The 24,859-nt window shown below is 66.1% G+C and carries 26 protein-coding genes; 17 read left to right on the top strand and 9 right to left on the bottom strand.

The annotated features are described in order from the left end of the window. The first annotated feature begins 3 nt into the window (after positions 1-3). Genes AC3A6X_RS20380 through AC3A6X_RS20365 form a run of 4 tightly spaced genes read left to right on the top strand, consistent with a single transcriptional unit; the run spans position 4 to position 3,340 of the window. Positions 4-216 (top strand): hypothetical protein, encoded by a 213-nt coding sequence (locus tag AC3A6X_RS20380; RefSeq protein WP_487843904.1) that lies wholly within the window; start codon positions 4-6, stop codon positions 214-216. Further along, positions 213-1,565 (top strand): NAD(P)/FAD-dependent oxidoreductase, encoded by a 1,353-nt coding sequence (locus AC3A6X_RS20375; protein WP_487843903.1) that lies wholly within the window; start codon positions 213-215, stop codon positions 1,563-1,565. The genes AC3A6X_RS20380 and AC3A6X_RS20375 overlap by 4 nt, the downstream gene beginning before the upstream one ends. Positions 1,566-1,612: 47 nt before the next feature. Next, entirely contained in the window at positions 1,613-2,785 is a 1,173-nt protein-coding gene (locus AC3A6X_RS20370) for an aminotransferase class V-fold PLP-dependent enzyme (protein ID WP_487843902.1), read from the top strand. A gap of 36 nt (positions 2,786-2,821) precedes the next feature. Next, a complete protein-coding gene (locus AC3A6X_RS20365) occupies positions 2,822-3,340 on the top strand; it encodes an MBL fold metallo-hydrolase (protein WP_487843901.1) in 519 nt (172 codons plus the stop codon). A 474-nt stretch (positions 3,341-3,814) separates the two neighbouring features. Here the strand turns inward: AC3A6X_RS20365 and AC3A6X_RS20360 are convergent, their stop codons facing one another. After that, positions 3,815-4,111: a hypothetical protein gene (locus AC3A6X_RS20360; protein WP_487843900.1), complete on the bottom strand. Its 297-nt coding sequence runs from the start codon at positions 4,109-4,111 to the stop codon at positions 3,815-3,817. 162 nt (positions 4,112-4,273) lie between these two features. On the opposite strand from AC3A6X_RS20360, the gene AC3A6X_RS20355 reads away from it, so the two are divergent. From AC3A6X_RS20355 to AC3A6X_RS20340, 4 genes are all read left to right on the top strand, one after another. Then, positions 4,274-5,434 (top strand): mandelate racemase/muconate lactonizing enzyme family protein, encoded by a 1,161-nt coding sequence (locus tag AC3A6X_RS20355; protein ID WP_487843899.1) that lies wholly within the window; start codon positions 4,274-4,276, stop codon positions 5,432-5,434. 38 nt (positions 5,435-5,472) lie between these two features. Then, complete coding sequence (locus AC3A6X_RS20350) at positions 5,473-6,612, top strand: M24 family metallopeptidase (protein WP_487843898.1); 1,140 nt, start codon at positions 5,473-5,475, stop codon at positions 6,610-6,612. A 35-nt stretch (positions 6,613-6,647) separates the two neighbouring features. Then, the gene (locus tag AC3A6X_RS20345; protein ID WP_487843897.1) at positions 6,648-8,087 is read left to right on the top strand and encodes an amidohydrolase family protein; all 1,440 of its coding nucleotides are present in this window, start codon (positions 6,648-6,650) and stop codon (positions 8,085-8,087) included. A gap of 71 nt (positions 8,088-8,158) precedes the next feature. Next, on the top strand, positions 8,159-9,283 hold the full coding sequence (locus AC3A6X_RS20340) for an amidohydrolase family protein (protein WP_487843896.1): 1,125 nt from the start codon (positions 8,159-8,161) through the stop codon (positions 9,281-9,283). Here AC3A6X_RS20340 and AC3A6X_RS20335 read toward each other — a convergent pair. The 3 genes from AC3A6X_RS20335 to AC3A6X_RS20325 are packed head-to-tail and all read right to left on the bottom strand — an operon-like array spanning position 9,248 to position 11,530. Beyond that, positions 9,248-10,285: a CobW family GTP-binding protein gene (locus AC3A6X_RS20335; protein WP_487843895.1), complete on the bottom strand. Its 1,038-nt coding sequence runs from the start codon at positions 10,283-10,285 to the stop codon at positions 9,248-9,250. The genes AC3A6X_RS20340 and AC3A6X_RS20335 overlap by 36 nt on opposite strands. Positions 10,286-10,287: 2 nt before the next feature. After that, positions 10,288-10,758, bottom strand: a complete 471-nt coding sequence (locus AC3A6X_RS20330; RefSeq protein ID WP_487843894.1) for a RidA family protein — start codon at positions 10,756-10,758, stop codon at positions 10,288-10,290. 25 nt (positions 10,759-10,783) lie between these two features. Then, a complete protein-coding gene (locus AC3A6X_RS20325) occupies positions 10,784-11,530 on the bottom strand; it encodes a GntR family transcriptional regulator (RefSeq protein WP_487843893.1) in 747 nt (248 codons plus the stop codon). A gap of 199 nt (positions 11,531-11,729) precedes the next feature. On the opposite strand from AC3A6X_RS20325, the gene AC3A6X_RS20320 reads away from it, so the two are divergent. From AC3A6X_RS20320 to AC3A6X_RS20280, 9 genes are all read left to right on the top strand, one after another. Continuing rightward, positions 11,730-12,704, top strand: a complete 975-nt coding sequence (locus AC3A6X_RS20320; protein WP_487843892.1) for an ABC transporter substrate-binding protein — start codon at positions 11,730-11,732, stop codon at positions 12,702-12,704. A 15-nt stretch (positions 12,705-12,719) separates the two neighbouring features. Further along, positions 12,720-13,544: an ABC transporter permease gene (locus AC3A6X_RS20315; protein ID WP_487843891.1), complete on the top strand. Its 825-nt coding sequence runs from the start codon at positions 12,720-12,722 to the stop codon at positions 13,542-13,544. A gap of 63 nt (positions 13,545-13,607) precedes the next feature. After that, complete coding sequence (locus AC3A6X_RS20310) at positions 13,608-14,396, top strand: ABC transporter ATP-binding protein (protein ID WP_487843890.1); 789 nt, start codon at positions 13,608-13,610, stop codon at positions 14,394-14,396. A gap of 8 nt (positions 14,397-14,404) precedes the next feature. Then, complete coding sequence (locus AC3A6X_RS20305; RefSeq protein ID WP_487843889.1) at positions 14,405-15,496, top strand: NAD/NADP octopine/nopaline dehydrogenase family protein; 1,092 nt, start codon at positions 14,405-14,407, stop codon at positions 15,494-15,496. Next, positions 15,493-16,383 (top strand): dipicolinate synthase subunit DpsA, encoded by an 891-nt coding sequence (locus tag AC3A6X_RS20300; protein ID WP_487843888.1) that lies wholly within the window; start codon positions 15,493-15,495, stop codon positions 16,381-16,383. The genes AC3A6X_RS20305 and AC3A6X_RS20300 overlap by 4 nt, the downstream gene beginning before the upstream one ends. Beyond that, on the top strand, positions 16,380-17,729 hold the full coding sequence (locus AC3A6X_RS20295) for a dihydroorotase (RefSeq protein WP_487843887.1): 1,350 nt from the start codon (positions 16,380-16,382) through the stop codon (positions 17,727-17,729). The genes AC3A6X_RS20300 and AC3A6X_RS20295 overlap by 4 nt, the downstream gene beginning before the upstream one ends. Before the next feature lie 12 nt (positions 17,730-17,741). Beyond that, positions 17,742-18,419, top strand: a complete 678-nt coding sequence (locus tag AC3A6X_RS20290; protein WP_487843886.1) for a hypothetical protein — start codon at positions 17,742-17,744, stop codon at positions 18,417-18,419. A 1-nt stretch (position 18,420) separates the two neighbouring features. Next, positions 18,421-18,615, top strand: coding sequence for a 2-hydroxymuconate tautomerase (gene thmT / locus AC3A6X_RS20285; protein ID WP_487843885.1), 195 nt, complete (start codon positions 18,421-18,423; stop codon positions 18,613-18,615). After that, positions 18,615-19,604 (top strand): isochorismatase family protein, encoded by a 990-nt coding sequence (locus AC3A6X_RS20280; RefSeq protein WP_487843884.1) that lies wholly within the window; start codon positions 18,615-18,617, stop codon positions 19,602-19,604. The genes thmT and AC3A6X_RS20280 overlap by 1 nt, the downstream gene beginning before the upstream one ends. A gap of 533 nt (positions 19,605-20,137) precedes the next feature. On the opposite strand, the gene AC3A6X_RS20275 is transcribed toward AC3A6X_RS20280, so the two are convergent. From AC3A6X_RS20275 to AC3A6X_RS20255, 5 genes are read right to left on the bottom strand one after another with little or no spacing between them, the layout of a single operon-like run. Then, positions 20,138-20,797: a hypothetical protein gene (locus tag AC3A6X_RS20275; RefSeq protein ID WP_487843883.1), complete on the bottom strand. Its 660-nt coding sequence runs from the start codon at positions 20,795-20,797 to the stop codon at positions 20,138-20,140. Between the two features lie 33 nt (positions 20,798-20,830). After that, positions 20,831-21,793 (bottom strand): Bug family tripartite tricarboxylate transporter substrate binding protein, encoded by a 963-nt coding sequence (locus tag AC3A6X_RS20270; RefSeq protein WP_487843882.1) that lies wholly within the window; start codon positions 21,791-21,793, stop codon positions 20,831-20,833. A gap of 31 nt (positions 21,794-21,824) precedes the next feature. After that, positions 21,825-22,781, bottom strand: coding sequence for a Bug family tripartite tricarboxylate transporter substrate binding protein (locus tag AC3A6X_RS20265; RefSeq protein ID WP_487843881.1), 957 nt, complete (start codon positions 22,779-22,781; stop codon positions 21,825-21,827). Then, the gene (locus tag AC3A6X_RS20260) at positions 22,774-24,150 is read right to left on the bottom strand and encodes an amidase (protein ID WP_487843880.1); all 1,377 of its coding nucleotides are present in this window, start codon (positions 24,148-24,150) and stop codon (positions 22,774-22,776) included. The genes AC3A6X_RS20265 and AC3A6X_RS20260 overlap by 8 nt, the downstream gene beginning before the upstream one ends. Further along, positions 24,147-24,815 (bottom strand): RraA family protein, encoded by a 669-nt coding sequence (locus AC3A6X_RS20255; RefSeq protein WP_487843879.1) that lies wholly within the window; start codon positions 24,813-24,815, stop codon positions 24,147-24,149. Before AC3A6X_RS20255 ends, AC3A6X_RS20260 begins: the two co-directional genes overlap by 4 nt. Between the last annotated feature and the right edge of the window lie 44 nt (positions 24,816-24,859).

Genomic DNA, 24,859 nt, shown 5'->3' with positions numbered 1-24,859 from the left:
CATATGAACAGCCTCGCTCAGAATCGCCTCAATGCCGAGGCTGGCTTGCTGCACCCCGTTGAAAGTCACTTTGCCAGGTGCTCGACCGGATCTGATGACGCATCGTATCGCCACCTCGCGTTGATGATCTGCGGCGCAGTTTCCTTCGTTGGCGACGAACGTGAAGTGGAGCTTCGGAACGTTGCTGTCTTAGGCTACAACCAGGACTCGCCATGACGGGGCAAGATGCAGGCGCAAGTCTTGCGCGACCGAAACCGACACAATCCGGGCAACGTCATCGTGTGGTGATTGTTGGCGGCGGGGCGGCGGGCTTGGAGCTTGCAACTCAATTGGGGAGGGATGAGCGCTTGGCGGTGACGCTCATCGACAAGGCGCGTTCTCATATCTGGAAGCCGAAGCTGCACGAGATTGCCGCCGGCAGTATGAATATGGGCCGGCATGAGGTGGGCTATCTGGCGCACGCCCGTGACCATGGTTTCGTCTATCGGATGGGCGAAATGACGGGGTTGGACCGTGCAACCCGTGAGGTCGCAATTGCGCCGTTCGTCGACGCGGAAGGCGAGCAGATTACGCCGGCGCGAGCGTTTCGATACGACACGCTGGTTCTCGCGGTCGGCAGCCAAAGCAATGACTTCGGTACGCCCGGAGTCAGAGAGCATGCGCTCAAGCTCGAATCGCTCGGTGATGCCGCCCGCTTCAATCGGAAGCTCATGAATGCCTGCTTTCGCGCGCAAGCTCAAGACACAGCGCTTTCGCCGGAGCAGCTGCGCGTGTGCATCATCGGAGCAGGTGCGACGGGGGTCGAGCTGGCAGCGGAGTTGCTCCGCACGGGACGTGAGGTGCTTGCGTACGGAGCTTCTGCGTCACCCACGAGCAAGGGCCTTGAGATTCGCTTGGTGGAAGCCGCGGACCGAATCTTGCCGGCTCTGCCTCCTCGTCTTTCGGCCGCCGCACACCAACTCCTCTCGAAGCAGGGGGTGGCGGTTTACGTAACTGCGAAGGTTGCAAGCGTTGAGCGACGTGGGGTCGTACTCCATGATGGGCGGGTGATCCCAGCGGAGATCACGGTTTGGGCGGCCGGAGTTCGAGCGCCAGATTTCCTGCGCAGCCTGGCGGGCTTGGAATCCAACCGGCTCAATCAGCTTGTAGTTCGGCCTTCCCTTCAAACGACGCACGACCCGAGCATCTTTGCAATTGGTGATTGCGCCGCATGTCCCAGGGCCGATGGTGAAGGCTTCGTCCCTCCCAGGGCTCAGGCCGCCCACCAGCAGGCGGTCTTCCTGGCGCGCCATCTGCCCGCCTTCATCGCAGGGCGGCCACTTCCCGATTACAGATATCGAGACTTTGGCTCTCTTGTCTCCTTGGGTACTTTCAGCACAGTCGGAAGCTTGATGGGTGGGGTCGTTGGCAAGAGCATGTTCGTGGAAGGAGTTTTCGCCAAGGCGATGTACCTCTCTACGTACAAGATGCACGAGGCCGCCCTCCACGGATGGCGACGCGTGACGATGGACACGTTGGCACGTTGCCTCGAGCCGTCCAGCGGATCCCGGATCAAGCTTCACTGATCTGCGGGTTGGATGCCCATCCCCTTGGCAAACACGAAGAACTTCACATGAACGCTTCTATCGACGCTGAATTCATCCGGCAGGAATTTCCTGTAACCAAGCGGATGCTCTACCTTGATTCTGCCCATCAAACGCCTATGCCGACCTGTGTCCGTAAGGCGTTGGATGACTTTCTGGCCGAAGGAAACGAGATGGCGGGTCCCAAGTCAATGTGGATGGGGCGTGTTGAGGCCGCCCGCGAAGCGGTGGCAAGGCTCGTGAACGCGTCGCCCGGAGAGATCGCGTTCACGAAGAACACCTCGGAAGGGCTCAACATTGCCGCGAACGCAGTGCCTTTGAAGGCGGGCGACTCAGTGCTGATGTTGCAAGGCGACCATCCGAACAACGCCTACGCCTGGCTCAATCTGAAGCGTAAAGGTGTGAACGTTCGTTTCATTAAGCTTGACGATGACCGGGTTGCAACCGCTGGTACCTTTGCTGCCCATCTGGATGCGACCACCCGGGTGATTTCACTGTCGCACGTGTCATTCCACGCTGGGCAACGCCATGATATTGAGGATATCGGTCGGCTTTGTGCTGCCAAGGGCATTTACCTTGTAGTCGATGCGATGCAGTCAGTTGGCATCTTGCCGATCGACGTAGAAAAGCTTGGAATCTCCGTCCTCGCCGCCGGGTGTCACAAGGGACTTCTCATTCCCCAAGGCGCAGGGATTCTCTATGTGAAAAATTGCCTTCAGGAACTACAGCCGGTGTACCTGGCCATGACCAGCTTGGCCAACCCTCCCGGAGACTACGTAGCGAGACCTGACGATTTGTCGCCTCGACGAGATGCTGGTCGATTCGAGCTCGGGAACTACAACCTGCCGGACCTACACGCGCTTTCCAGCTCCATTGACTTTATCCAGAGAATCGGGGTGGCTGCGATTGCAGACCATGTACTGAGATTGGGTGACAGCTTGGTTGCTGGCCTCGACGAGTTGGGAGTCCAGTTGGTGGGACCGCGAGAGCGTGGAAGGCGAGCTCACATCTATGTGATGGCACTGCCTGTTGCCAAGTGGGTGGACTATCTCACCCAGAACCTTGTTCGCGTATCTCCCGAACGCGGGGGTGTACGCATTTCGTTTGGAATCTTTAACACTGCTGACGATGTGGAACAGCTCCTGACGCTCATCGCGGCACGCATGGGTAAGCGCACGGACAACACAATCTCGGGACGATGACCCAGAGGCAGTTGGAGTTTGCCACCCCGGCCTGGGATGACCCGCCGCGGCGCAACCCCGGCGCGCGACATCGCGGCCAAGGCCGGCGACGTGCTCCGGCTGGGCGACACCACCATGGCGCTCTACCTGACGCCCGGTCACACCATGGGTAAGCTGTCACCCGCCTTCGAAGTTCGGCTTGGTGCGCAGCGGCAACGTGGATTGCTGTGGGGCGGCACGAACTTCAATTTCGGGCGGGACTTCGGCCGGCTCGACGCCTACATTGCCGCCACGCAGCGCGTCTCCGGCCTCGTGGACGCACAGCACATCCAGGTTTTTCTGTCTCATTCGAGCTGGGACGACTCGATTCCGAAAATGGACGCCATTAAGCGCCAGGGCGCGACGGCACCCAGCCCCTTCGGGGTCGGCGAGACCAAGGTCAAGCGCACCCTGACGGTGATGAACGGTGTGCCTAGGTGGCGAAGGCGTGATATCTTTCGCAGCCTTGACCCCAGCACATCGCTGGCGACCGGCAGCCGTCTTGCGAGCGGTGCGCAGTACCGCTTGGTTCTATGAATCAGTTGAGGGGAAGGCGAGGCAGTAGCATGGCATAGCGGTCCTTGCCCTGCTCGACGCCTAGGGTCGTGCGCTGGCTATCGCGAGCATGCTGCCTTGATATTACCTCGTCATTGCCGAAGTGATCAGGTGATCCGCACGTCTGGCGATGGAGGCAGCGCGCACCCGCTTGCAGCTTTTTCCCGTCCGACTGACGGTCACAACTCACAACTCTCAGCCCAGGTGAGTTGACCGTTCAGAGGATGGCGCGTGAGCAGCGCGTGAAAGGTTTTTGCGCGAAGGTTCAAAGCCACCTTCGACCAATACGTTATGAGACGGTGACCCAGGTGCGATGGACGAGCTTCGGCAGGTACGGAGGCGCGCTTGCAGATCTGGCGACCGAGTTGGGCTTTTCCAACCACGCACACATCACTTCAGCGGCCAAGCGAACCACTGGTGTGCCGCGAAGCGATCCAGCCGCCAGTCAAGCGACGCCTATTGCGTTTCCTGCTGCAGGTTGCGCTCGAAGCGCTCCAGGAGTGTGTGCATGTCTTGCCGCGCATGCGTGAATTCTTCGGACGCGCCGCGAGCAGCCAGATCGCGCTCGTAGTCTGCGCGGGCATCGAACGTGCACTCCCATCGCACGTCGGGGCCGGCGCCTTCGAGCTTCTTGAAGATGCGCCCCGCCGGCAGTCCGAGTCGCGTCCGGATTTCGCTGACGAGTCGACGCTGCGCCAGAACCGCGTCGGCCTGGCCGGGCAACGCGTAGTAGTTGGTGATCTCGATGAGCATGACTGGGCCTCCTTGCCCGATGCAAGCCGTTTTCTACCGCGCCGTGGCACACGGATGGACGTCACTATTGACAAGCACAATATTTGATCACAAACTGTGATCACAGTAAAGGTTCCGCAGATGGGCTGTGGGAACCCGACACCCATATGAGGAGTTCTATCGATGCCGACGATACGGTCCATTGACACGCTGCTGGTCCAGCTTCCCACCCGGCGAGAGCACAAGTGGACCGGCCTGACCGAGTCCATCGGCCGTTATCTGCTGACGCGCGTGGTCGATAGCGACGGTCGCGTCGGGTGGGGGGAGGCCCCCGCATTGAAAGACTGGGGCGGCGAGTTCGGCCGCTACTTCGGCGAGTCCACGGCGATCGCCAGGATGGTCATCGAGAAGTACCTCGCGCCTTCGCTGATTGGGATCGAGCTCGGCAACTTCGCCGAGATGCATACGCGCATGGACGCGGTCATCCGCGGATATCCCTATGCCAAGGCGGCAGTCGAGTTCGCCGCCTATGACGTCACAGGCCGTTGGCTCGGCCTGCCGGTCCACATGTTGTTGGGAGGCAAGGCGCGCTCGCGCGTCATGGTCACCCATTCGATCGGGCTGATCCCGATCGCCGAGGCTGAGAGGGAGGTGGTGCAGGTCGCTTCCGAAGGCATCAGGACGATCAAGATCAAGATCGGCGTGGATGCGAAGCGCGACATCGACATGGTGCGCACGGTGCGGGCAGCGGTGGGTGACGACGTCGAACTGTGCGTCGACGCCAACGAAGGCTATCGCACGCCGGGCGAGGCCATTGCCACGGTGCGGGCGATGGAGCCGTACCGGCTCAAGTACGTCGAGCAGCCGGTGATGGGCATCGAGCGCATCGCCGAGGTCGCCCGTGCGATCGACCAGCCGGTGATGGCCGACGAGTCGGCCTGGAATGCGCACGACGTGATCCAGATCAGCGAGCAGCGCGCGGCGCAGATCGTGTCCATCTACAGCACCAAGCCGGGCGGGCTCTACAAGGCGATGGAAGTCGCCGCCGTGTGCCGCGCGGCCGGAATCATCTGCAACGTCAACGGTTCGGTGGAGACCGGGGTCGGCAACCTCGCCAACATCCACCTGGCCGCCGCCGCACCGGCTGCGACGCTGTCGTGCGTGGTCCCTGTGTCGACCCCGGCCGAGTGGCAGAAAGGGCAGGTCGGCGGCATCTACTACCGCGACGATCTCATCGTCGCACCGATGAAGCTCGTCGAAGGCGGCATCGAAGTGCCGACCGGGCCCGGCATGGGCATTGACGTCGATCTCGCCAAGATCGAGAAGTACACCGTCCGCGACTGAAGTTCGCTGCGTCAACATACATCCACGGAAGGTTCCAGATGCGCCAAGCAATCATCGAGCGACAGGTCAAGGCGATCGCCGAGCACGGACTCGACGCCATGGTGTCGTGCTCCCCCGAGAACTACGCCTACGCAACCGGCTTCGTCGTGCCGTCGCAGCCGCTGATCCGGCATCGTCATGCGATGGCGATCGTCACGGCCGATGGCCGTACGGAGCTGTTCTCGGTCGACATGGAGGCCAGCACGGTGAAGCGCCGTGCGCCGGAGGTGCCGACGCGCATCTGGGCCGAGTTCACGGACGACGCGATGGCCGTGTTGGCCGACCAGATGAGCAAGCTCGGCCTTGGGCGCGGCCGCATCGGCATCGAGATGGACTACCTGCCCGCCGGCGACCTGGCACGCCTGCAGAAGGCGCTCCCCGGGGCGCGCTTCGAGCCCTGCGAGCAGATCCTCGCGCGACTGCGCCAGATCAAGACACCGCAGGAGATCGCCTTGCTGCGCCGCCTGTCGCGCATCGCCGACCAGGCGATCACCGATGCGCTCGCATCGGTCAAGGCGGGCGACTCGGAGATGGACATCGCCGGGCACCTGACACGCAACGTTTATGCGTTGGGCGCCGAGCACTTCAAGCTGATGATCATCGCGACCGGCGAGCGCAGCGTGCTGCCCAACGTCGGCCCGAGCGAGCGCCGGCTCAAGCCGCGCGACGTCTGCCGCGTCGAGATCTTTTCCGTGATCGACGGCTACCAGGCGGGCGTGTGCCGTACCGCGGTCGTGCACGAGCCACCGCCGAAGGCGGAAGCCATCTGGCAGCACCTAGTGGATTGCAAGTACCGCATCATGGAGATGGTCAAGCCAGGCGCCAGCTGCCGCGCCATCTACGATGCCTTCATCGCCAAGCTGTCCGAGATGGACCTGCCGCCGATCTCGTTCGTCGGCCACGGCATCGGCCTGCACCTGCACGAAGATCCCTACCTGGGCAAGACACCGGTCCTGGGCCGGCCCGGAAGCGACGCGCTGATCGAGGAGGGCATGGTGCTCGGCTTCGAGCCGTTGTGCTATGAAACGGGTCACGGCTTCGGCATGCAGAACAAGGACATGCTGTTGGTCACGGCCAATGGCTGCGAACTGCTGTCCGACTATGCCAACACCGACAAGCTGCTGGTCATCCAGGGCTGAACGACAACAGACCATTCCAACCTGGAAAGATCGCCATGCGCACGCTCATCGAGCACCTTGAATTCGCATTCCTCGTCGATGCCAACGACACGGTGGTGCGCGACGCCAGCCTCCTGATCGACAACGATCGCATCGTAGACATCGGTCCCGCCGCGGACGTTGCCGCGAGACATCGCGGCGAGCACTTCGACCGCGTGATGGACGGGCGCATGCTTGGAATCTGCCCGGGCTTCGTCGACAGCCACGTCCACCTGTCCGAGACCCTGTCGCGCGCCGTGTTCCCCGACAACCTGAACACGCGGGCCTGGGTGTTCCACTGGGCCAAGCCCTTCTATGCGCACATCACCGAGGAAGACGAATACTGGGGTGCGCTGCTCGGCATCACCGAGATGCTGCGCAACGGCACCACCTGCTTCATCGACATGGGCTCGCAGTACGACCCCGGCATCACGGTCCGGGCGATGGAAAAGGCCGGCATCCGCGGCGTGACCGGCCGCCATGCGGCGGACAACCCGCCGCCCGAGCTGCCCCGCGGCTGGACCGAGGAGATGGCGCGGCACCACTTCTTCCCGAGCGCGGAGGCTGCGCTCGCGGAACTGGAGGCCTGCGTGCGCAAGTACGACGGCGCCCTCGACGGCCGCGTGCGCTGCTGGGTGAACATCGAGGGGAAGGAGCCCTGCACGCTGGAGCTCCATGTCGGCGCGCAGAAGCTCGCCGAGCGGCTCGGCGTCGGCACCACCTACCACCTGGCGACGTCGATCGAGGAAGCGAAGGTTTGCGAAGACAAGTACGGCTGCTGGCCGATCACGCGCATCGACCGCGCGGGCGGCATCGGCTCCAACCTCGTCATTGCCCACGGTGCCGCCGTCAGCGACGAGGAGGTGAAGCTGCTCGCGAGCCGCGGCGCCAAGGTGGCGTTCTGCCCGTGTTCGTCGTTCAAGCTCGGCAAGGGCGCGACGGCGATCGGCAAGTATCCCGAGATGGTCGCCGCCGGCGTCACGGTCGGGCTCGGCACCGATGGCGTGTCGGCCGCCGGCAACATGAACCTGATGCGCCAGATGCTGATCGTCGCCGGCATGTTCAAGGACGCGCGCATGAAGCCCGACGTGTTCACGGCCCGGCAGGCCCTCAGGGCGGCCACGATCGAAGGCGCCAAGGCGGCGCTGTGGGACCATGAGATCGGTTCGCTCGAGATCGGCAAGAAGGCCGACTTCATCCTGTTCGACCTCGATCACATCGAATGGACGCCGTTTCACGATCCCCTGCAGGCGTTGGTCTTCTCCGCATCGACCGCGTCGATCTCGCAAACCTGGGTCGATGGGAAGACGCTCTACAGCGAGGGCCAGGTCCATGGGGTCGACGAGCCGGCGCTGCGCCGGAAGGCCAGGGAACTGGCCGCGGCCGCGGTGGAGCGTGCGGGACTGCACGACGAAAACGTCGAAACCACGACCACGCTGTACGACACCGGCAACTGATGCGGGTCATTCGGAGCGTCGCACTCAGCGATCGGGCGGGCAGTTTCGACCTTGCGCTCGAGGGAGAGCGCGTGCACGCCATCTCGGCCGCCGTCGACGCGGCCGCGCCGCGCTGGCTGGCCATGCCATCGCTGGTCAACATGCATGCGCATGCCAACCGCGCGTACGCGGCGCCCGCGCAGCGTCCGCTGTCGCTCGGTGATGCGGTGGCGTCGGCGCAGCGCGAGCGGGCCAGCGGCAGCGCCGAGGACATCCGGGGGCGCGCCTCGCGGCTGTTTCACAGGTCGATCGCGCATGGCGTCTCCTCGGTACGCACGCACACCGACATCGATGCCGTTACCGGCAGGCGTGCGATCGAAGGGGTGCAGGCGGCCGCGAGGGAGTTGGGCTCGTCGCTCGACGTCGAGGTGGTGGCATTCGCGAGCGCCGCCGCCGACCCCAGCCACCCCGAGACACAGGCGCTCTTCGCCGAGGCGGTCGGGAGTGGCGCGTCGCTGATCGGCGCCGTGCCGGCACTCTGCGCCCAGCCCGCCGCGGCCCTGGAGGCGCTGCTGGACACGGCGCTTGCGCTGGGTGTGTCGGTCGACGTTCACCTGGACGAGCATCTCGACGCGCCGAACGCGCTGATCCATCGGCTGGTCGACGCCACCGTGGCGCGTGGCCTGCAGGGCCGCGTCACGGTCAGTCACGCCTGCGTGCTCTCGGCCCTATCGCGCGACGATGTCCGCCGGCTGGTGGACCGGATGGCCGCGGCCCGCATCATGCTGGTGGTGCTGCCCGAGCTGAATCTCTACCTGCAGGCGCGCGGCGACGGAGCGCCGCGCGCGCGGGGATTGGCCCCTGTCGTCGAAGCGCTGCAGGCCGGCGTGGCAGTGCGCTTCGGCACCGACAACGTCAGGGACTGGTTCTTTCCATTCGGCGATGGCGACATGCTCGACACCGGCTTCGTGGGTGCGATGGCCGCGCACGTCGATGCCGCGGAGGAACTCGGCTCGCTGATCTGCGGCGGGCGTCGGCGCATCGAGGTCGGCGACGTGGCGGATCTGTTGCTGATACCGGCCTCGTCTTTCGACGATGCGCTCGCGAGGCGCCCGGGCGGGCGCGTGCTGCTGCGCAGAGGATGCGTGGTCGACGCCGCCGCCGGTGCGAGTGCAGCGATCTCAGGCCAGGCTGGTCTCGTAGACGCTGCGGATTGAGTTCTCGATCGCCCGCGGCGTCAGGTCGCGTGCGATGAAGACGATCCATCCGGGAGCAGCGGACGCCTGCGGCCATGCCGGCAGGCGCTCGATGGGGTAGAGCACGTGCTGCACACCCTGAACGACCACGGGGCGCCCATCGTCGGTCACTGCCAGCAGACCCTTCACGCGCAGGATCGAATCGCCGCGGCTGGCGAGCAGCAACTCCAGCCACTCGACGAAGGCAGCCCACTCGACCGGCTGCTGCAGCGCCACCGTGAAGGTCTTGATGGCCTCGTCATGTCCGTGCGCCTGAGGCGCCACGGGAATCTCGTAGGCAGAATCAAGGATAGGGCCGAGCTGGGCAGGCACGGGGGCTCGCCATGGCCCGTCGGCCTCCCTGAGGATCTCGGCGGCGGGCAGTCGTGCCTTGCGCGAGACGAGCAGGCTCGCCGACGGATTCATGGCCCGGAGCTTTTCACCGAGCGCATCGCCCTCGGATTCGCCGACCAGATCGGTCTTGGTCAGGATCAGCCGGTCGGCCGTTGCCAATTGCTGCCTGGCCTCGCGATGGCGAGCCAGCGTCTGCTCGCCGTTGACGGCGTCCACCGTCGTGATCACCTGGCCGAGGCGGAACCACGGCACGAGCGTCGTCTCGCTCAGAATGGCCTGCATGATCGGCGCCGGGTCGGCCAGTCCTGTGGTCTCCACGACGACCCGGGCAAATGCAGGAATCTCGCCGGCCCGCATCAGCGCATGCAGTTCGGCCAGCGTCGACACCAGGTCGTCGCGAACCGAGCAGCACAGGCAGCCCGAGCTCAGCAGCACGACGTCTTCGGCGACCTCGCGCACCAGCAGGTGGTCGAGCCCGACCTCGCCGAACTCATTGATGACCACCGCGGTGTCCGCCAGGCTGGGATCGGCCAGCAGATGGCGCAGCAGCGTGGTTTTGCCGCTGCCCAGGAAGCCGGTCAGCACATGGATCGGCACACGGGCGTCAGCCCGGGACGCGGCGTGCTCCATCGTCAGGCCAGCTCAAAAATGGCATCGACCTCGACGGCGACATTGCGCGGCAGCGAATTGCAGCCGACTGCGGCGCGCGCATGCCGGCCCGCATCGCCGAACACCTCGACCATCAGATCGGAGGCGCCATTGATCACCTTGGGATGGTCGCCAAACTCGGGCGTGGCGTTGACGAAGCCGCCCAGGCGCACGCAGCCCGCGACGCCATCCAGACTGCCGCCCAGGGCCGTGCGCAGCTGGGCAAGGATGTTGAGCGCGCACAGGCGCGCCGCCTTCTGGGCATCCTCGATCGACACGTCCTGGCCCACCTTGCCCACGTACTGGTCCTTGCCGCCGGCGGTCGGGACCTGGCCCGCGATGTAGATCAGCGATCCGCTCTTGCGGGCCGGCACATAGTTGGCGGCGGGTGCGACGGCCTTCGGCAACTCAATGCCGAGTCGGGCCAGGCGTGCTTCGGGTCCTTGCGTTGTCATTTTCTGGTTCCTTTGGGGTCGAGGGTCAACTCCCGAAATAGAGGTCGTCGAGCGGGGCGGAGAGCAGGTCGTCGGCATTCGGCTCGCTGAGGGCGGGTGCGAGCGTGCTGCCCGTGGTGCGAATGTCGCGCAGCACACCCTGCATCGCCATGGCGGGCTTCTTGGTGCGCAGGCCTTCGAGGATCTCGACGTGCGCGGAGGCGTCCCAAGGGGTACTCGGGGACAGCAGCGACAAGTACATGGTCGGGCCGAACTGCAGCCACAACGATTCGATCAGCGGCATGACCACTTCGGTGCCTGACGCCTCGTACAGCGTGAAATGAAAGCGCTGGTTCGAGGACAGGCAGCCGAGCAGGTTGCGCTTTGCGATGGCCTCCAGCAACTCCTTGTTGATGGCGCTCAGCGTGCTCAGCAACGCCGGCGTGCAATTGCGGCACGCCATCTCTGTCGCCATGCCCTCGATCAGCTCCCGCACCGCGAAAAGCTCCTTCAGTTTCTTGGGAGTCAGTCTGGGCACGCGAACAGAACCGCTGGCAGTGGCTTCCAGCGCATTGATGACGACCAGCCGAGCCAGTGCGTCCCGCACCGGCATCGGGCTGGTGCCGAAGCTGCTGGCAAGCTTGCGCAGGCTCATCACCTGGCCAGGCACGAAGGCACCGACCATGAGGCCGCGCCGAAGGCGCTGGAAGACTTCCTCGGGGACGCTGCCGCGCGCGCGTTTGCTCGGTGCCTCAGGGGCGGGTTGTCGAAGCCGTTCGGCGATCTGTTCCATGGGCTCTCTCGTTGGTTGCCGGGATGCGGGTTAACCCGATTGTGTGTGATTATACGTGTGATCACACTCTGTGATCAAGCCGAGTTCATCTACCCCATCCGAACCCTAAGCCCCTGGGGCCGCGAGGGCAAGGGCTGGTTCTTCACACATTCAACCTCACGGACGGTATTCCATGCGACTCCTGCGATCCGGCATTTCCTTGAGCTCCCATCTCAGAACGGCTGCCCTGGCAGCCCTCGTGGTCTCGACCTCCGCCGCCTGGGCGACGGACGCGGTGAACGTGCGCTTCAGTTGGAAGCTCAAGGGCGAGTACGGTCACCTCTATCTGGCCCAGGAGCAGGGCATTTACGCCTCGAAGAACTTGGCCGTGCGCATGGGCGAGGGTGCTGGGGCACCCGCGGCGCTGGGCGCCCTGCTGCAAGGACAGGAAGACGTGGTGGTGATGCCCGCGATCTTCGCGGTCTCTGCCATCCAGAAGGGCATGCCGGTCAAGATCGTCGCGCTCTACCATCCCCGCACGCCGGTGGTGCTGATCTCGCAGCCCGACAAGCCGGTTGCGCAGCCGAAGGACCTGGAAGGCAAGACGATCGCGCACTCGGTCGGAGAAACGGGCACCTCCTACCTGGCCGTCTTCTGCGCGGTCAACGGCATCGATTGCGCCAAGGTCAAGAAAGTCCAGATGGATGCGCAGTCGCGCGTGCCGCAGTTCCTGCAGAAGCAGGTCGACGCGGTGAGTGTCTATCGCACGAGCGACCTGCCTGTGCTCGAGGCCAAGGTCGGCACCAAGTTCACGGTCCTCGACCTGGCCCAGCATGGCCTGGCGATCCCCGGGTTGGCCGCGGTATCGAGCAATGCGGCGATCGCCAAGCGGCCCGAAGTCCTGCGGCGCTACCTGGCGGCGGTCAACGAAGGCATCGCCGCGACGCGCAAGGACCCGAAGGCCGCCGCGGCAGCCTTGATGAAGACCTGGCAGGGCAGCCCGCCGCAGGAGGTCGTGGAGGCGCAGGTGCGCGCGACGATGGACGCGGTCCCGTCCGGGCCCGGCAAGCCGGTCGGATGGATCGATGCCAAGGCCATCTCGCAGGCGCTGGACCTGCTCAAGACGGACGAAGCGATCGGGACATCTAAGCCCGTCGAGACCTTCTTTACCAATGACCTGCTGCCCGCCCTGTGAACAAAGGCCCAACGCATGACTGAGCTCAAACACGCCCAAGCCATACCGATGCCCACCACGCGCAAGCCCAAGAAGAAAGCCCCCGGCGGCAGCTTCACGGAGCGCTACGCCTCCGTGCTGCTCGCCGTGGCCATCCTGCTCGTCTGGCAGTTCGCGGTCCCGCTGCTGGGCCTGTCGGAATTCGTGCTGCCCACGCCGCTGGCGATCGGCAAGCGGATGGTGACGGATTTCAATCTGCTGGCGGTCCATTCGTACGTCACGCTGCTTGAGGTGCTCGCTGGCTTCCTCGCCGGGGTGATGATCGGCATCCCCCTGGCGCTGGCGATCTTCTATTCGAAGGCATTCGAGCGCGCGGTCTATCCGCTGCTGGTGGCGCTGCAGACCGTGCCGAAGATCGCGCTGGCACCCCTGCTGGTGCTCTACCTCGGCTATGGCTGGGGGCCCAAGATCAGCCTGGCGTTCCTGATTTCCTTCTTCCCCATCGTGATCTCGACGGTGGTCGGCCTCCAGTCCCTCGACAAGGGCCTGGTCAACATGGTGCGCTCGATGGGCTCGACCGAATGGCAGACCTTCTTCAAGGTCAGGTTGCCCGCGGCCTTGCCGAGCATCTTCGGCGGGCTGAAGGTGGCCATCTCCCTGGCCGTGATCGGGGCCATCATCGGCGAGTACATCGCCGCGGAACGCGGGCTGGGCTACCTGCAGCTGCAGGCGAACTCGCAGTTCGACACGACGCTGAACTTCGCCACCGTCGTCACCATCTCCCTGCTCGGCGTGCTGCTCTACTTCGTCCTGGCACTGATCGAGTCCAAGGTTTCCTATCAACGTGAGAGTGCCAAATGATCAGACGCGACGCCGTGACATCCATGCGGGCCGTCGTGCGTCTCGCGCAATCGGAGGGCCGCCATGAGTAATGCAGCCAACGTGCGGGTCGAGGGCGTGTCCAAGACCTATGAAGTGCGCGCCGGCGACGATGTGAAGGCGCTCGATCGGGTCGACCTCGACATCGCCCCGGGCAGCTTCGTGGCCATCGTCGGGCCCAGCGGATGCGGCAAGAGCACGCTGCTGTCGCTGCTCGCCGGATTGACCCCGGTGTCCTCGGGCCGCCTGCGCATCGACGGCGACGAGGTCGTCAAGCCGCATCCCAAGGCGGGCGTGGTCTTCCAGTCGGACCTGCTGCTGCCGTGGCGAAGCATCATCGACAACGTGCTGCTGCCGATCGAGATCAAGGGGAAGGACCGGGCGGCCGCCGCCGGCCGCGCGCGCGAGCTGCTCGCCCAGGTGGGCTTGCAGGGCTTCGACAACAAGTTCCCGTTCGAGCTCTCGGGCGGCATGCGCCAGCGCGTGGCCATCTGCCGCGCGCTGATCCAGGAGCCGGGGCTGCTGCTGATGGACGAGCCCTTCGGCGCGCTCGACGCGCTGACGCGCGAGCAGATGATCATGGATCTGCAAACGATGTGGCTGCGGCTGCGCAACACCGTGCTGTTCATCACGCACGGCATCGACGAGGCGGTGTTCCTCGCGGACCGCGTCATCGTGATGTCTCCGCGGCCGGGTCGCGTGGATCTCGACCTGACCATCGACATTCCGCGGCCGCGCCGCTGGAGCGGCATCCACGGGAACCCCGCCTTCCAGCACCACGTGCGCCAGGTGCGGGAGATGTTCGAAGCCAAGGGCGTCCTGGTCGCTCACTGAGGAACACCATGAAAGTTTCTATTCTGGGCGCTGGCGCCGGCGGCGCCGCGGCCGTGGCCGAGCTCACGCAGGCCGGCCACGAGGTGGTTCTGTGGAACCGATCTGCCGAAACGCTTGCACCTTTCCAGGCGCTTGAGGGCGTCCGCTACGACGGTGTGCTCGGCACGGGCATCGCGCGCCCGCGCCTGATCACGGCCGACCTGAAGGCCGCGATCGAAGGCGCCGATGCTGCGGTTGTCACGCTGCCGACCTTTTCCCATGCGCCGGTCGCCCGCGCCCTGGCCACTGCCGGCTGGCCGGCGAACCGTCCAGTGGTGCTGAATCCGGGCCACACCGGCGGTGCGCTGGAATTCGCCCAGGCCTGGCGCGCTGTCCGCTCCGATCTGCCGCCGATCGCCGAGTTCTCCACTTTGACCTACGTGGCGCGCAAGTACCAGCCGGACGGCGTGACCGTCACCGGGCGTGCTCGCCAGGTCCGTGCGGCAGCGCTGCCCGGCGGGGATGCGGCTCTGGCCGTGGCCTGCGCGCTGTTCCCGGGCGCCTCGGCCGTCGGCGACGTACTCGCCTGCGCGCTCGCCAATGCGAACCTGGTGCTGCATCCGCCCGGGGCGGTGCTCGCCGCCGCCTGGGTCGAGGCGACGCAGGGCGACTTCACCTTCTACGTGCAGGCCATGACGCCCGGCGTAGCGCGCACGATGCGCGCGCTCGACGATGAACGGCTCGCCGTCGCCGCCGCCTTCGGCCATCGCCTGCCCAACCTGGTCGAGGAGATGAAGCTGATCGGCACGGTGGAGTCTTCTGTTGAAGACACGCAGGACTTCATGGCCGCGATCGCGGGCGGCGAGGCCAACAAGCGCATCAAGGGTCCCGACTCGCTCCAGCATCGCTACTACCGCGAGGACTTCGGGCACGGCGTGTTGCCCTTCCTGGAGCTTGCGGCCATCGCCGGGGTGGCCACGCCGGTGGCGCGCTCGCTCTTCACGCTGGCGCAGGCGCTGGTCGGCATCGACTACGCCAAGGGTGGGCGCACCGCCGAGGCGATGGGGATCGCCGGAATGTCCAGCAACGAACTTCTACAACATGTGAGGCAGCAGCCATGAACTGGGACCAAGTCGTCATCGCGATAGTCGGCGGCGATCGACGCGAACAGGAGATCGCGCGCTGCGCGGTGGCCGCGGGGGCGCAAGTGCGCGCCTACGGTTTCCCGTGGCCCGAGCAGGGCATCGAAGGCGTGCAGCACGCAGCCAATGCACGCGAAGCGCTGGAAGGCGCCGACATCGCGCTCTTCCCGATTCCCGGCATCGCGCCGGACGGGGCGCTGTTCGCGCCCCAGTGTGCCGATCGCATCATTCCCGACGCCGCCATGCTCGGCGGCATGCGCCGTCCAGCCCACATCATCCTCGGCTGGGCCGACCCCAAGCTCAAGGCGCACTGCGAGGCCATCGGCATCACGCTGCACGAGTACGAATGGGATGAGGACCTGATGCTGCTGCGCGGGCCGGCGATCGTCGAAGGGATGCTCAAGGTGCTGATCGAGAACACCGACATCACGATCCACAAGGCCAAGGTGTGCCTGGTGGGGCAGGGCACCATCGGCTCCCTGGTCACGCACACGCTGCTGGCGCTCGGCGCACGCGTCCATGTGGCGGCACGCAATGCCGTTCAGCGCGCCGCGGCGCACGCGGCCGGCGCCGAATCGCACGAGCTGACGGCCCTGGCGGACGTGCTGCCCGGCACGGACATCGTCATCGCGAGCGCGCCGGCGCGCGTGCTCGGGCGCGAGCAGCTCCTGAAGCTGCCATCGCACGCCTTGCTGGTCGACCTGGCCGCGCCCCCGGGAGGCATCGACCGCGATGCCGCGCAGGAACTCGGCCTCAAGTTCGTCTGGGCGCGCGGGCTCGGCGCGAGGGCACCCATCACGGTGGGCCGCAGCCAATGGAGCGGCGTGCGCCGCCGCATCGACAACATCCTGAAAGAGATCCAATGAGCCAAGCCGACCTGGTGATTCGCAACGCACGCGTGGTGCGGCACGATGGAGAGTTTCACGGCGGCGTGGCCGTGCAGGACGGAAAGATCATCATGACGGGCGCCGACAGCGCCCTGCCCAAGGGCCATCGCGAGATCGACGCCGGCGGCCGCGTGCTGATGCCGGGCGTCATCGATCCGCACTGCCACCTCGGGGTCAAGTACCCCTACGCCGAGGACATGCGCACCGAGACGGCAGCCGCGGCCTCGGGCGGCGTGACCACGGCGCTGCTCTACATCCGCAACCTCAAGCCTTCCTACCTGCCGTTCTACGAGGAGCGCAAGGCGGTCGGCGAAGAGAACTCGATCATCGACTTCGGCTTCCACTTCGGCATCCAGCGCGAGGAACACATCGCGGAGATCCCCGAGATCGTTGCAAAGACCGGCGTGCGCTCCTTCAAGTGCTACTTCGGCTACGAGCCCGACAACCCGATCGGCATCGTTCCCGCGACCGACGGCTGGGTGTACGCGGCGATGCGCATCCTGTCGAAGATCCCCGGCGGTGTGATCAACGTGCATTGCGAGAACACGCAGATCGCCTCCTGGCTGAAGAACGAGATCAAGGCGACGGGGCGCCAGGACCTGGGCGCCTACACCGAATCACGCCCCGCCTTCTGCGAGGTCGAGACCATCCGTCGCATGATCTTCCTGGCCGAGCGCACGGGCTGCTCGCTGCACCTTGTGCACACGTCCGTCGGCATGGGCCCGGTGCTGGCCGCCGAGGCGCAGGCGCGCGGTGTGCACGTCACGGTCGAAACCTGCCAGCACTACCTCACGCGCACGGCGTACGACAGCGACCTCGACATGCGCGCCAAGATTTCGCCTCCGCTGCGCGACAAGGAGGAACAGGAAGGCCTCTGGCGTGGCGTCCTCAATGGCTCGGTTTACAGCCTCGGCACGGACCACGTCCCCTTCCTGCCGAAGAAGCTGGAAGACCTCTGGAGCGAACTGCCCGGCGTGGTGTCGTTCCCGTGGGAGCTCTCGCTGATGCTGCACTTCGGCGTGCACCAGCGCGGCCTGCCGTTGTCGCGGCTGGTGCAGCTCAATTCGGCCAATCCCGCGCGACGCTTCGGCCTCTGGCCGCGCAAGGGCAACATCGAGGTCGGTTTCGATGCCGACATGGTGCTGGTCGACCTCGACGAGGAGCGCACGGTCGAGCACACGGGCAAGGGCACCTGCATCTACGAGGGCTGGAAGCTCAAGGGCTGGCCGGTGCTCACCGTGGCGCGGGGTGCGGTGCTCTTCGAGAACGGCGCGGTCGACGAAAGCCAGTTCGGGCGCGGGCGCTGCGTCACCGTGCCCGCCTGATCGCACGAGAACATGGAAACCGGACTCGACACCCCGATGCGTGGCAGCGCGGCGCCGTCCGCGCGCAGCCTCGGCGAACGCGTCGCCGCGCTCCACGCCGCGGCACGCGAACTCGCGCAGTGCCCGCGGCGGCCCCGACAGGAGCGCCTGTCGGGCCTCCACAACCCCTGGGGCCACGGGGACCGGGCGGTCGACCCCTGGCTGCTGCTGGAAATCTGCGAAGACCCCGAGGTGCTGGACGGCGTGGAAGCCCTGATCGGCCCTGACATCGTCCTGTGGGACACCGACTTGTACCTGGAGGCCGCCGCCTACCAGCGCTTCGTCGCGCAGGGGAGGGAGGGCCGCTACTGGCCGGCAATGCCTTTGCAGGGGGCGCTCGTTCTGGTCCAGGCGGGGACGGCACAGCCCTTGATCTTCCTGGACCTTACACAGATCGCACGCGAGGGCGTGCTGGCGCTGGATCCGCTGTCGCCGCTCTATGTGCTGCGCTACATGCCGACGACCAGCCACTTCGTGCGCGACAGCCGCGCGCCCGCCAACTGGGTGGCAATGGAGGAGCAGCCCCTCATCAACTACACCACCCGTCCGCTCTGGCTCATGCGTGGCGAGGATCGCGCCGGCAGTGATTTCGTCACCGGCTTTTCACTACCGGTGCCGCGCTGGGCCGGCAACCAACCCAAGGAGAACTGACATGCCATTCGTCATCGTCGAAATGTGGCAAGGCCGCACGGTCGAGCAGAAGCGCAACCTGGTCAAGGCCATCACGCAGGCCATGGTCGAGCATGCCGGCTGCAAGCCCGACCACCTGCACGTGGTCATTCACGACACGCCCAAGGACAACTGGGGACGCGACGGCGTGCTCGGCATCGACATGAAGGAAAACTGATGACGCTCGACAACCTCGATCCGCGCAGCTCGGCCCTGCTGGTCATCGACCTGCAGAACGCATTCATCCATGACAAGGGCACGCTCGGCATCTCCGGCGTCGACACCCAGCGCCTCTCGGCGATCGTGCCGACGCTCGCCGAGCTGATCCCGCGCTGCCAGGCTGCCGGCATCCCGGTGATCTGGACCGTGCAGGAGCACTTCGCGGTCGATGCGAGCCGGGCCCGCAAGAAGCTCGCCGGCCACACGTCGCGGCGCAAGCAGGTGTCCGCGCTGGCAGGAAGCTGGGACGAGGAGATCGTCGAGGAGCTCAAGCCACTCGCTGCCATCAACCCGGCTTATGTGATCCGCAAGCACCGCTTCGGCGCCTTCTACGAGACGCGCCTGGAGATGATGCTGAAGATGCTGGGCACGCGGACCCTGTTCGTGGCCGGCACGACCACGAACGCCTGCGTGGAGACCAGCATCCGCGAGGCCTATCTGCGCGACTACGACGTGGTGGCGCTCGACGATTGCATCTCCGGCGTCAATGGCGAATGGGAAGAGATAGCCAAGAAGGTCTGGAAGCAGTACTTCTGCGAGATCTCCGATTCGAAGGAGATGCGCGCGTGGATCGATGCGCAGTCGGCCCCGCGCACGCTCGGCTTCGGCCACATGCTGCTGATGGTGCAGGACGTGCCGCGCTCGGTAGGTTTCTATGTCGACCAGCTCGGCTTCTCGATCCGGCCGGCGAAGCCGCTGGCCGACGGCCGGCCGTTCACCGCCTTCCACCAGGGGGTGGCTGTCGTCGGAGGGCGAGTGCCCTCGCATCGGCAGATCGATCACATTGCGTTCGAAGTCAACGACGTGCGCGCGCTGCGCGACAAGCTGAAGAAGTCCGACGTCGAGTTCCAGCAGGACCTGCATGACGGGCCCTACGGCCTGACGATCTACGTGACCGATCCCGACGGCACGCGCGTCGAGCTGTACCAGGTGGGCGCGACCGCCTGAGCGGTCGCTCTGCACACGCCCGCGAGCGCGGGCTTCTTGCGACTGGCAGTCCACGGCCGGGAGGGCCGTGCACTGCCGTGCCCGATCACAACACCCAGAGGGACATCCCACGCTGATGGGCGTTCCGGCTGAAACGGTGCCCGGTGAAACCCGAGTGGATGTCACATCCGAAACGGCCAAGCGGTTGTCGCGAAGGTTCATACCGTGCGCGTGCAGTCCGGCGCCGGCATCACTGCCGCGATCACCGATGCCGTGACGCCTTTGCCTGCGAGCCCGTGCTCACGGTGCGCTGGCCCGCTGGGCTACTGGCGATGTCCGATGGACGCGCTCTTGCAGAAATTTTCTTGGTAAGCGGCGCTCATCGTCCGTCTGCTTCCTGGCGTCGTGTGGCACTTTGGTGGCTGGCGCTCCGTGCTTCCTACGGTCTCGGTCGCGAGCTGATCCGCAAAGGCGCCCGGATCGTGGGTACTGACACGCCGACCATCGAAGGGACCCACCGGTTCCGCCGTGGGAGTCTTTGCCCCGGTCGCGCGCTAGCCTGCCGCTAGAGCCGACGCGCCGATGTCCATGCGATAGCGATAGACCCGCGCGTCGATCAGTTCACCGTAGCGCTTCTCCGGCAGGCCAAGTTCGGCCAGCGCGCGCTCGGCAGCGGCTTCGTTCGTGCATTCGATGATCACGTAGCAATCTTCGCTGCCCACGTAGTCCGGGCCCGCGGTCACGGGCCTCGAGAGCCTGGCATCGGCTTCCACGAAGTGAATCGAGGCCGTCCCCGGTCTGTCCAGCGCATCCAGGATGCTCGCGAGCGCAGGCATCATGGCCGGATCGCCCGAAGGCCGCAGTCTGATCAGGGCAACGGCGACGCCTCGCGCCACCCCGGCGCTGTGCGCCAGGCGGCCAACGACGCGCGTCGGATCGATGAAACGGGCAATGTGGTGGTTGGACCATGCGGTCTGGTTCGCCAGGGCAGCGCGATAAGGTGCGCTGTCCAGCACATCGAATCCCGTGGTGTTGTAGATCTGCAGGTACCGTGTCGGAGCGCCGGCGGATTCATACCGTCGTGCCTCGAGAAAACCTGGGATCGACACCCGTTCGCCCAGGTGTTCGCGGTCGAACCATTCGTTGAAATCGGCCTCCTCTTCGGGGAGGACCTCCATCGAGGAGATCAGAATGCCCGTGCCGGCAAATACCATATCAGCGCTCTCTCGGTGATGTCACAAGGCGGATCAGTCGATCCGGATGTTCGATTCGGCGATCACCTTCTCCCACTTGACCCGGTCCCGCCTGATCGTCTCTGCCAGCCTCTGAGGCGAGCCGCCCTCGATCTCCATGCCCATCTCGATCAGCTTCTTCTTCACCTCCGCGTCCTGCAGGATCTCGTTCACGTTCCTGTTCAGCAGCGCGACGACGGCGTCGGGCGTCTTCGCCGGTGCCAGCAGGGCGAACCAGTGCAGCAGTTCGAAATTGGCGAATCCCTTGGTTTCGGAGACTGCCGGCAGTCCGGGGTAGGCGTCCGAGCGTTTCGCCGTGGTGACCGCCAGCGCCTTCATCTTGCCCGCCTTGGCCATCGGCATCGACTCTGGGCCGATGGCCATCATGACCGACACCTGGCCCGACATCAGGTCCTGGAGCGCGGGTGCGCCACCCTTGTAGGGCACGTGCGTCATGTCGACGGATGCCACCCGCTTGTACAGCTCCATGCCCAGGTGGCTCGGGTTGCCGGCGCCGCTGGAAGCGTAGTTGATCGGCGTCGGCGAGGACCGCGCGAATGCGGTGAGCTCGTCGAACGAACCGACCGGCACCGACGGATGGACCATGACGACACTCGGAAGGGTCACGGCCATCGCGATCGGCGCGAAGTCCTTTTCCGGGTCGTAGGCGAGCCGTCCCTTGTAGAGGGTGGGATTGACCGACAACCCGGCGGTCGAGGCCAGCAGGATCGTGTAGCCGTCCGGGCTCGCCTTGGCGACGAAGCTGGCCGCGATCTGTTCGGTGGCGCCGGGCTTGTTCTCCACGACCACCGGCTGCTTGAGCCGCTGCGAGAGCTGCTGGCCGATCAGCCGTGACACCGTGTCGGAGGCGCCGCCCGGTGGGTAGGGAACGACGATGCGGATGGGCTTGTCGGGGTAGTCGGCCGCCGAAGCGAAGCCGGTCATCGCGAGCACGACGGCATACAGGGCATGTTTCAAGGCAGTCTTCATGTCAATCCAATCGAGTGAGTCACTGGGGGGTGATGTTTGCGGCCTTCACCAGGCGCGCGTAGGTGTCCGCGTCCTTGCGGATGAATTCGCGAAAAGCTTCGGGCGAGTCGCCGACCGGAATGAGCGTGGTCTCCTCCAGCTGCCGGCGCAGCTCGCCGCGCAGCGCGACCTTGATCGCGGCGTTGATCGTGTCGATCACGGCACGCGGCGTGCCGGCCGGGGCGGCGATGCCGGTCCACGTGACGACTTCGAAGTCGGCCAAGCCCGCTTCCTTCATCGTGGGAACGTCCGGAAGCAGCGGCGAACGCTGGCCGCTGGTGATGGCCAGGGCACGCAGCTTGCCGCTCCTGGCGTAGGGCAGGGCTGTGGGCGAGGTATCGAACAGCATGTCGATCTGCCCGCCCATGAGATCCACGAGCGCCGGGGCGCCGCCCTTGTACGGAACATGCAGCAGCTCGACGCCTGCCTGCTGCATGAAGATCTCCGTGGAAAAGTGCTGCGCGGAGCCGACGCTGGCGCTGCCGAAGCTCAGCTTACCGGGACGCGCCTTGGCCATCGCGATCAGGTCCTTGACGCTGCGGGCCGGGGACTGCGTGCCCACGACCAGGATGTTGGGCTGATCGACGATCCGCGTGATGGGCGCAAACGCCTGCAGCGGATCGAAGGGCGGGTTGGCATACAGGAACTGGTTGGCGGCGAAGACGCCGGCGCTGCCGACCAGGAGCGTGTATCCATCTGCCGGAGCCTTGGCGACGTAGGCGGCACCCACGTTGCCCGAGGCGCCCGGCTTGTTGTCGACCACAAACGGCTGCTTCAGCGCGTCCTGCAGGCTCTTGCCGACCAGGCGTGCGACGAGGTCCACGCTGCCGCCCGGAGGGAACGGAACGACCAGGCGCACCGGCTTCTGCGGATAGTCCTGGGCGACCGCGCACGGAAGGACGAACGCCAGCAGCAGGGCAAGCAGCCTGCTATGCACTGCAGGTCTCCTGGAGCGCGGCGCGCGCGGGACGCAGTGCGGCTGCGACTTCGGACGCGACGTCGAGCAGCGCGTGATCGTCGCGCGCGCGCCCGACGAGCTGCAGCCCGATGGGGCGCTCGTCGTCGTCTTGACCCGCGGGGAGCGCGATGCCGCACAGTGCCAGCAGGTTGACCGGGCGCGTGAAGTGCACCGGTGCGAGGTTGTGGTCGACATCCTCGATGCGCGGCGCGGCCATCGCCGTGACGGGCATGGCCACGGCAGAGAGTTCCAGCCGGTCCATCTCGTCGGCGAACGCCTGCTGCCAGCGCGACGCGGTGGCCCGGGCCTCGAGATACTGCACGGCCGTGGTCGAGCGGGCGGCGATGAGGCGGGGCCGCACCGAAGGGTCGATCTGCAGGTCCGGGTCGTCGAGGAAGCGGTCGTTCACCCGCGCACCCTCGGCGATCATGATGGCGTTGGTCGGTTCCTTGAACGCGGCCAATGGGGCCGGAAACCGGAATGGCACCAGGCTGAAGCCCGCCTGCTCGAGACGCTGCAGGCTTTGCGCGTGGCATCGCGCGGCTGCGGGCGAGAGCGACTCGAGTTCATCCGCTTCCAGGATGCCGATTCGCCGTCGGACTTCGTGCGCAGCGCCGCGCGCGCCGGCGAGCGCCTCGAAGCACGACCGCGCGTCCTCCACGGACGATGCCAGAATGCCCAGGCTGTCCAGAGTGTCGCTGAGCGGGTAGACCCCCTCGCGCGGCAGTGCATCGATGGTTGGCTTGAAGCCCACGATGCCGCAGAAAGCCGCGGGCACGCGAACCGAGCCTCCGGTGTCGGAGCCGACTGCCCACGGCACCAGGTGAGCAGCCACGGCCACCGCCGATCCGCTGCTGGAGCCCCCGGGCGCCAGCGTGTCCGTGGCGCGACCGGCCGGATTGCGCGGCGTGTCCATGTGCGCATTGGTGCCCCATGCGCCGAGCGCGAACTGCACGAGATGGGTCTTGCCGACGATGACGCCCCCAGCGTCCGCGATGCGGCGGACGATGGCCGCATCCTCGTGCGCGACGTTGGACGCGAGCAGCGGGGAGCCGGCCGTGGTGGGCTTGCCCTGCATGTTCACAAGGTCCTTCAGCGCCACGGGGATGCCGTGCAGAAGACCGCGGTCGCGGCCGGCGCGAAGCTCCTGGTCGGCCAGGGCAGCCGCAGCCAAGGCCTCCCCTTCGTGGACGGAAAGGAAGCTCTTGAAGTGATCGTCGTGCGCTGCGATCCGGCGCAGGCACTCGCGCGTGAGCGCCACCGAACTCGTCTTGCCCGCACGCAGGGCGCGTGACAGTTCCGCGATCGACGCGAAAGCGGGCGGCTTGATGTGCGCGGGACTCGTCATGCGGCCATCTCCTGGTTGAAAAGTTGGGTGCCCAGCACCTGGGGATAGGTCTCGCCGGCGCGCAGCCGTGCCAGCGCCTGTTGTTCTGCTTGCTGCAGGCCGATCGCCCGTTCGGCCAGCGCCCAGGCCTCGTCGGGCGCCATCACCAGGATGCCGTTCTCGTCCGCCAGCACGGCGTCGCCGGGATGCACGCGAACCCCTGCGCAATCCACGGGCCGGCAGAAGCTGCCCACGCGGCCGCCGGCGCGGGTGGTGCGGGCGCTCAGGCCGCGGGCCCACACCGGCACGCCGAGTTCGCGCAGCTCGGCAATATCGGTGACGCAGCCATCCACTGCCACGCCGGCGACGCCGCGAAGACGCGCGGCCAGCACGCTGGCGCCGCCCATGCACGCGATCGTCTCGTCACCAGCCCTGTCGACGAACAGGAAGTCGCCCGGCCGGAGCTGCCCCAGCGCGTGATGCAGGATGGACCCGTCGGAGCGCTCGCAGCGCACGGTGACGGCGGTGCCGACGCTGCGCGTGACCGCCGCGATGGCCTTGATCCGGCCGTCCAAGAAGCCGCGATCGTGAAAATGGCCGATGGTGGCCGGTTCGGCTTGCTTCAGGAGGGCCAGGAGCTGCGGCGCACAGGGTGGCGGCGGCGTTCCCAGCTCGATGCCTGTCATTTCGGATATCGTCGTCATATGGCGGCCAATCGTAGGGACGCGCA

It is taken from the genome of Variovorax sp. Soil_C_12 (assembly GCF_057657375.1).
This window is presented reverse-complemented; position numbering and strand designations above follow the sequence as displayed.

Coding starts and splice junctions, on each gene's coding strand:
- AC3A6X_RS20380 (WP_487843904.1), top strand. CDS start 4: ATGAACAGCCTCGCTCAGAATCGCCTCAATGCCGAGGCTGGCTTGCTG.
- AC3A6X_RS20375 (WP_487843903.1), top strand. CDS start 213: ATGACGGGGCAAGATGCAGGCGCAAGTCTTGCGCGACCGAAACCGACA.
- AC3A6X_RS20370 (WP_487843902.1), top strand. CDS start 1,613: ATGAACGCTTCTATCGACGCTGAATTCATCCGGCAGGAATTTCCTGTA.
- AC3A6X_RS20365 (WP_487843901.1), top strand. CDS start 2,822: ATGACCCGCCGCGGCGCAACCCCGGCGCGCGACATCGCGGCCAAGGCC.
- AC3A6X_RS20360 (WP_487843900.1), bottom strand. CDS start 4,111: ATGCTCATCGAGATCACCAACTACTACGCGTTGCCCGGCCAGGCCGAC.
- AC3A6X_RS20355 (WP_487843899.1), top strand. CDS start 4,274: ATGCCGACGATACGGTCCATTGACACGCTGCTGGTCCAGCTTCCCACC.
- AC3A6X_RS20350 (WP_487843898.1), top strand. CDS start 5,473: ATGCGCCAAGCAATCATCGAGCGACAGGTCAAGGCGATCGCCGAGCAC.
- AC3A6X_RS20345 (WP_487843897.1), top strand. CDS start 6,648: ATGCGCACGCTCATCGAGCACCTTGAATTCGCATTCCTCGTCGATGCC.
- AC3A6X_RS20335 (WP_487843895.1), bottom strand. CDS start 10,285: ATGGAGCACGCCGCGTCCCGGGCTGACGCCCGTGTGCCGATCCATGTG.
- AC3A6X_RS20330 (WP_487843894.1), bottom strand. CDS start 10,758: ATGACAACGCAAGGACCCGAAGCACGCCTGGCCCGACTCGGCATTGAG.
- AC3A6X_RS20325 (WP_487843893.1), bottom strand. CDS start 11,530: ATGGAACAGATCGCCGAACGGCTTCGACAACCCGCCCCTGAGGCACCG.
- AC3A6X_RS20315 (WP_487843891.1), top strand. CDS start 12,720: ATGACTGAGCTCAAACACGCCCAAGCCATACCGATGCCCACCACGCGC.
- AC3A6X_RS20310 (WP_487843890.1), top strand. CDS start 13,608: ATGAGTAATGCAGCCAACGTGCGGGTCGAGGGCGTGTCCAAGACCTAT.
- AC3A6X_RS20305 (WP_487843889.1), top strand. CDS start 14,405: ATGAAAGTTTCTATTCTGGGCGCTGGCGCCGGCGGCGCCGCGGCCGTG.
- AC3A6X_RS20300 (WP_487843888.1), top strand. CDS start 15,493: ATGAACTGGGACCAAGTCGTCATCGCGATAGTCGGCGGCGATCGACGC.
- AC3A6X_RS20295 (WP_487843887.1), top strand. CDS start 16,380: ATGAGCCAAGCCGACCTGGTGATTCGCAACGCACGCGTGGTGCGGCAC.
- AC3A6X_RS20290 (WP_487843886.1), top strand. CDS start 17,742: ATGGAAACCGGACTCGACACCCCGATGCGTGGCAGCGCGGCGCCGTCC.
- thmT (WP_487843885.1), top strand. CDS start 18,421: ATGCCATTCGTCATCGTCGAAATGTGGCAAGGCCGCACGGTCGAGCAG.
- AC3A6X_RS20280 (WP_487843884.1), top strand. CDS start 18,615: ATGACGCTCGACAACCTCGATCCGCGCAGCTCGGCCCTGCTGGTCATC.
- AC3A6X_RS20275 (WP_487843883.1), bottom strand. CDS start 20,797: ATGGTATTTGCCGGCACGGGCATTCTGATCTCCTCGATGGAGGTCCTC.
- AC3A6X_RS20260 (WP_487843880.1), bottom strand. CDS start 24,150: ATGACGAGTCCCGCGCACATCAAGCCGCCCGCTTTCGCGTCGATCGCG.
- AC3A6X_RS20255 (WP_487843879.1), bottom strand. CDS start 24,815: ATGACAGGCATCGAGCTGGGAACGCCGCCGCCACCCTGTGCGCCGCAG.